Annotated in this window: 7 protein-coding genes; 3 read left to right on the forward strand and 4 right to left on the reverse strand. The window is 60.3% G+C overall.

Annotated elements, in window-relative coordinates; translation table 11 throughout:
* Positions 1-3 precede the first annotated feature (3 nt).
* Positions 4-123 (forward strand): hypothetical protein, encoded by a 120-nt coding sequence (locus tag NCCP691_RS21110; RefSeq protein ID WP_373870352.1) that lies wholly within the window; start codon positions 4-6, stop codon positions 121-123.
* On the opposite strand, the gene NCCP691_RS21115 is transcribed toward NCCP691_RS21110, so the two are convergent.
* The 3 genes from NCCP691_RS21115 to NCCP691_RS21125 all read right to left on the reverse strand — a co-directional run bounded on the left by NCCP691_RS21115 (position 85) and on the right by NCCP691_RS21125 (position 1282).
* The gene (locus tag NCCP691_RS21115) at positions 85-267 is read right to left on the reverse strand and encodes a hypothetical protein (RefSeq protein WP_220810551.1); all 183 of its coding nucleotides are present in this window, start codon (positions 265-267) and stop codon (positions 85-87) included. The genes NCCP691_RS21110 and NCCP691_RS21115 overlap by 39 nt on opposite strands.
* Before the next feature lie 2 nt (positions 268-269).
* A complete protein-coding gene (locus tag NCCP691_RS21120) occupies positions 270-650 on the reverse strand; it encodes a TetR/AcrR family transcriptional regulator (protein ID WP_220810547.1) in 381 nt (126 codons plus the stop codon).
* A 98-nt stretch (positions 651-748) separates the two neighbouring features.
* Positions 749-1282 carry a nucleotidyltransferase domain-containing protein gene (locus NCCP691_RS21125; RefSeq protein ID WP_220810548.1) on the reverse strand — a complete coding sequence of 178 codons (534 nt, stop codon included), beginning with the start codon at positions 1280-1282 and terminating at the stop codon, positions 749-751.
* A 209-nt stretch (positions 1283-1491) separates the two neighbouring features.
* Here NCCP691_RS21125 and NCCP691_RS21130 point away from each other — a divergent pair, with 209 nt between their 5' ends.
* Together NCCP691_RS21130 and NCCP691_RS21135 are read left to right on the forward strand one after the other, a co-directional pair.
* Positions 1492-2052: an HXXEE domain-containing protein gene (locus NCCP691_RS21130; protein WP_220810549.1), complete on the forward strand. Its 561-nt coding sequence runs from the start codon at positions 1492-1494 to the stop codon at positions 2050-2052.
* 591 nt (positions 2053-2643) lie between these two features.
* Positions 2644-3636 carry a formylglycine-generating enzyme family protein gene (locus NCCP691_RS21135; protein WP_373870379.1) on the forward strand — a complete coding sequence of 331 codons (993 nt, stop codon included), beginning with the start codon at positions 2644-2646 and terminating at the stop codon, positions 3634-3636.
* Here the strand turns inward: NCCP691_RS21135 and NCCP691_RS21140 are convergent.
* Positions 3633-3759, reverse strand: a 127-nt coding sequence (locus NCCP691_RS21140) for an integrase core domain-containing protein (protein ID WP_220810545.1), incomplete at its 5' end; no start/stop codon positions are given. The two genes, NCCP691_RS21135 and NCCP691_RS21140, sit on opposite strands and share 4 nt — an antisense overlap.

A 3759-nucleotide genomic window follows, 5' to 3' on the forward strand; every position in this document is an offset into this window, starting at 1 on the left:
GAAATGCTCCATCAGTGGAACCACCACTACAACTGGCACCGCCCGCACCAAGGTATCGGCGGCAAAGCACCAATGTCCAGACTCTCAACCAACCGAAATAACCTCTTGCAACTTCACACCTAGCGCTCTTCCACCGAAACCGTTGTCTTCGGTAGCGCCGCGAACATGCGCGAGCGGCACGCGGAAGCTGCGGCGGAGCGACCAGATCGATTCCCACGCTGTCAGATGGACGACGAGTTCGCTGTCGGTCAGTTCGAGTCGGGGCATCACTACTCCTTGTTGGGCTCGTGAGTGGGCAGATGATCGAGCAGACGCGTGCCGAGCAGTTCGGCGGCGCCTTCGCCATACGCATGCAGGGCCTCGCGGCAAAGGGCGGCGATCGGCAGGTCCGTCGGGGCCAGTTCGCGCAGTGCGGTGATGAGAAGGTCGAGAACGGCCGGGTCCCGGTACCATTCGCCGGCCAGCGCGCGGTTCAGCACCCTCTCGAACAGGCCGCGCTTGGAACCGAACGCCTTATACAGACTGCCTCGCTGCAGCGCCGTTGCCTCCACCAGCTCGTCGACCGAGCAGGCGTTGTACCCGATACGGCCGAAAACCTCCGCCGCGCGGGCGATAACAACGTCTTCATCAAACGTCCTTGGTCTCGCCATGCGACACCCATTCATCAGTTATGGAACGGTTGTTCAATAACTGTAGTATGCAAGTTTTTGAACGATCGGTCAATAACCTGGCGCGAAGCGCCTTTGGCTTAACCGGGGTGCCGTGAATCAAACACTGCCCGGAGCGATCTGACTCTGTCGTCCCCGAGCGCGGCGACGACCATCGCATAAGACTGCACGTGCTTGCCTGGCCATTGGATCCGGGGAACTTCATCGAGGTAGTAGAAATAGTCCCACAGAATGGCTTCCCAACTGTTGCACCGGACGGGGATTCCTTCCAGGATGCCCTCTGCATTCGCGGGGCAGGATCCTTCTGGCGCATCATCGATTTCATAGGCCGTGCCCGACCAGCGGGCCGGCTCGCAGTCCAGAAGAACGCCGCGCAGCCGGGCCAGGAAGCCATAGTCCGTTCGCTCGGTGACTTGCCCCCCTAAATCCGCAAGCATGGCTTCAAAGTCGGCTTGCCTGTCGGCCGGGAAGGTCAGGTCTATGTCGTCGTGATCACGGGTGATCTCTCCCAGCCGGGCATCTATCGCCCAGCCGCCACTAATCCAGAGCGGAATGCCGCAGGTATCGGCACTCGTCATGATTTGATGGATGAGTCGTACTTGGGCGATGTTCATCTGATTCAAGTTACATATAACCGGCGGAAGGTGGAGAGCCCGTCAATCTGTTCGTGTCCGCCGTTTGCCAGGGACGGCAGGATGGTACAGATTGAGCGGCTTCGCGTGCAGTTCGTATAATGCATAGTCGAACGACTCAAGACGTGCCGAGGCAAAATGCAACCCGAACTCGTCGTGTCCTCGCTGAACGGTAATTGGTAACGTGAGCCATGATTGATTCGACATCGCCCGGACTGAAAAGAGAAAAGCGCGGGCGCACGTTCCTGATTCCGTGGCCTGGTCCCGCGATCTTTCTGATCCACGATACCGAGGAAATCCTCACCGTTGAGCAGTGGACGATCCTGAACATGGACCGTCTTCCGGAGTTCGTCCGCTCGTTCTTACCAGTCAGGACCCTCGAGTTCGGGATCGGTGTCGCGCTGATCCTGGCAAGCTATCTGGCTATCTGCCTCCTCGATCATCGCAGGCTGAAACATGGAGCAACGCCCCTCTGGAGTCTTTGGGCGACATCTCTGCTCCTTGCCAACGCCCTGACACACACTGTTCAGACCGTCTGGTACGGGAACTACACGCCCGGAATCGTGACGGCAGCGCTGGTCGTCCTCCCTTACGGAACAGCCGTGATGAGACTCGCCCTGAAGGAGCACTGGATACGAAGTCATGCGTCGCTTCAGCGCATGCTCCTCTTGTCCCTGTTCGCACAAGCTCCCCTGGCAGCGCTTTCCCTTTTCCTCGGTCGTCAGCTGTCGATGCTTGTCCCAACCGGCTGAACGCATTCACGGCCTGCCCGCTCGATGTCGGCTCTGAGACAGGGTTGGAAAACGCCGCCTTAATCCGTGCTGCTTGAGGTGCGGCAAGTCAACAGAGTCTTGCTACGATGCTAATGCTTTCCCTTTCGCATGCTGAATGGGGAGCTTATGTGGACCGACTTTCGCAGCAAAGCGAAGCTGCAAGTCGACGAACTCGACGCTGTAGATCTCTGTCACGGTGCCCCCTCTGCGGCCGTCGTTTCTCAATGTGCCGCCTGACTTGTTAGAGATCGCAAGATACCAGATTAATATGGCGCGCCGCGGCGCCACATCGGGTCGCCGAACTTCAGCAGGGCCACGGCACCGGTAACGCATAGCTGGTATGCACTCAGCGCCCGCGCCAGGGAGCACGTTCGCTAACCGGTTCAGGCCGGAACCGCGTTTAAGGTGATCTATTTCAGCGCGGGCCACACCAAGGCGATCTACCTGATGACGGTGCGCCGAGCGTTGCGAGGCGGAATACTCCGGCCCGGTCCGCCGTTGTGCAAGTCCACTAATCGTGCCAGCATAGGCCACCCTGCGTCCTTCGGCTCGTGCCGCATCCCCATGCGCATGTTCATATCAATCATTACCCTGCTGTCGGTGGCCGCGAGCGCGGCAGAGCCGGTGTCCGTCCCGCCGCCGGTGCGAATCGAAAACTCGCTCGGCATGCGCTTCGTCCGCATACCCGCCGGCGAATTCATGATGGGCAGCGAGGAATCCCCCGAGTCCTACGCGAAATCATTTCCGCAGTACGAGCGTCAGCGATTTCTAAAGCTTGCCGACGAGGCGCCGGTGCATCGCGTTCGCATCACGCGTCCGTTCTACCTCGGTCAGTATGAAGTGACGGTCGGTCAATTCCGGCGATTTCTGGAAGCGTCCGGGTACACGCCCGAATCGGAAGCCGACGGTACCGGTGGATATGGCTACGACGCGGCCTACGACGCCGCGTCATCGTCGCGCGGAGACGCGTTCGAAGGAAGAAACCCGAAATACTCCTGGCGCAACCCGGGCTTCTCTCAAAGCGATGAGCATCCGGTGGTGAACGTTACCTGGAACGATGCGGCAGCCCTGTGCAAGTGGCTGAGCGAGACCGAAGGAAAGACCTACCGCTTACCGACGGAGGCGGAATGGGAATACGCCGCACGCGCCGGCACCACCACCCGCTATCACAGCGGAGACGACCCGCACTCGCTGCTCAAGGTGGCCAATGTGTTCGATGCAGCCTCGGGCAGGCACTGGAAGAAGTGGGCGCCCTACGCCCTCGCCGGAGACGATGGATACGCGTTCACGGCACCGGCGGGCAGTTTTGAACCGAACGCGTTCGGCCTCTACGACATGCACGGCAATGCATGGGAGTGGACCGCCGACTGGCACGACGATACCTACTACGCGCACTCGCCGGTGGACGATCCGCAAGGGCCGGAAAGCGGGACCGTGCGGGTGCGCCGCGGTGGGTCCTGGCACACCTGGGCCTTCTATGCGCGGTCGGCCTACCGCAACTGGAATGCGCCCGATACCCGCTACACGCTGGTCGGCATCCGACTGTTGCGGGAGGCGGACTAGCTGTGAAGTTGCAAGAGGTTATTTCGGTTGGTTGAGAGTCTGGACATTGGTGCTTTGCCGCCGATACCTTGGTGCGGGCGGTGCCAGTTGTAGTGGTGGTTCCACTGATGGAGCATTTCGGCG

It is taken from the genome of Noviherbaspirillum aridicola (assembly GCF_019656455.1).
Classification (GTDB): domain Bacteria; phylum Pseudomonadota; class Gammaproteobacteria; order Burkholderiales; family Burkholderiaceae_D; genus Noviherbaspirillum; species Noviherbaspirillum aridicola.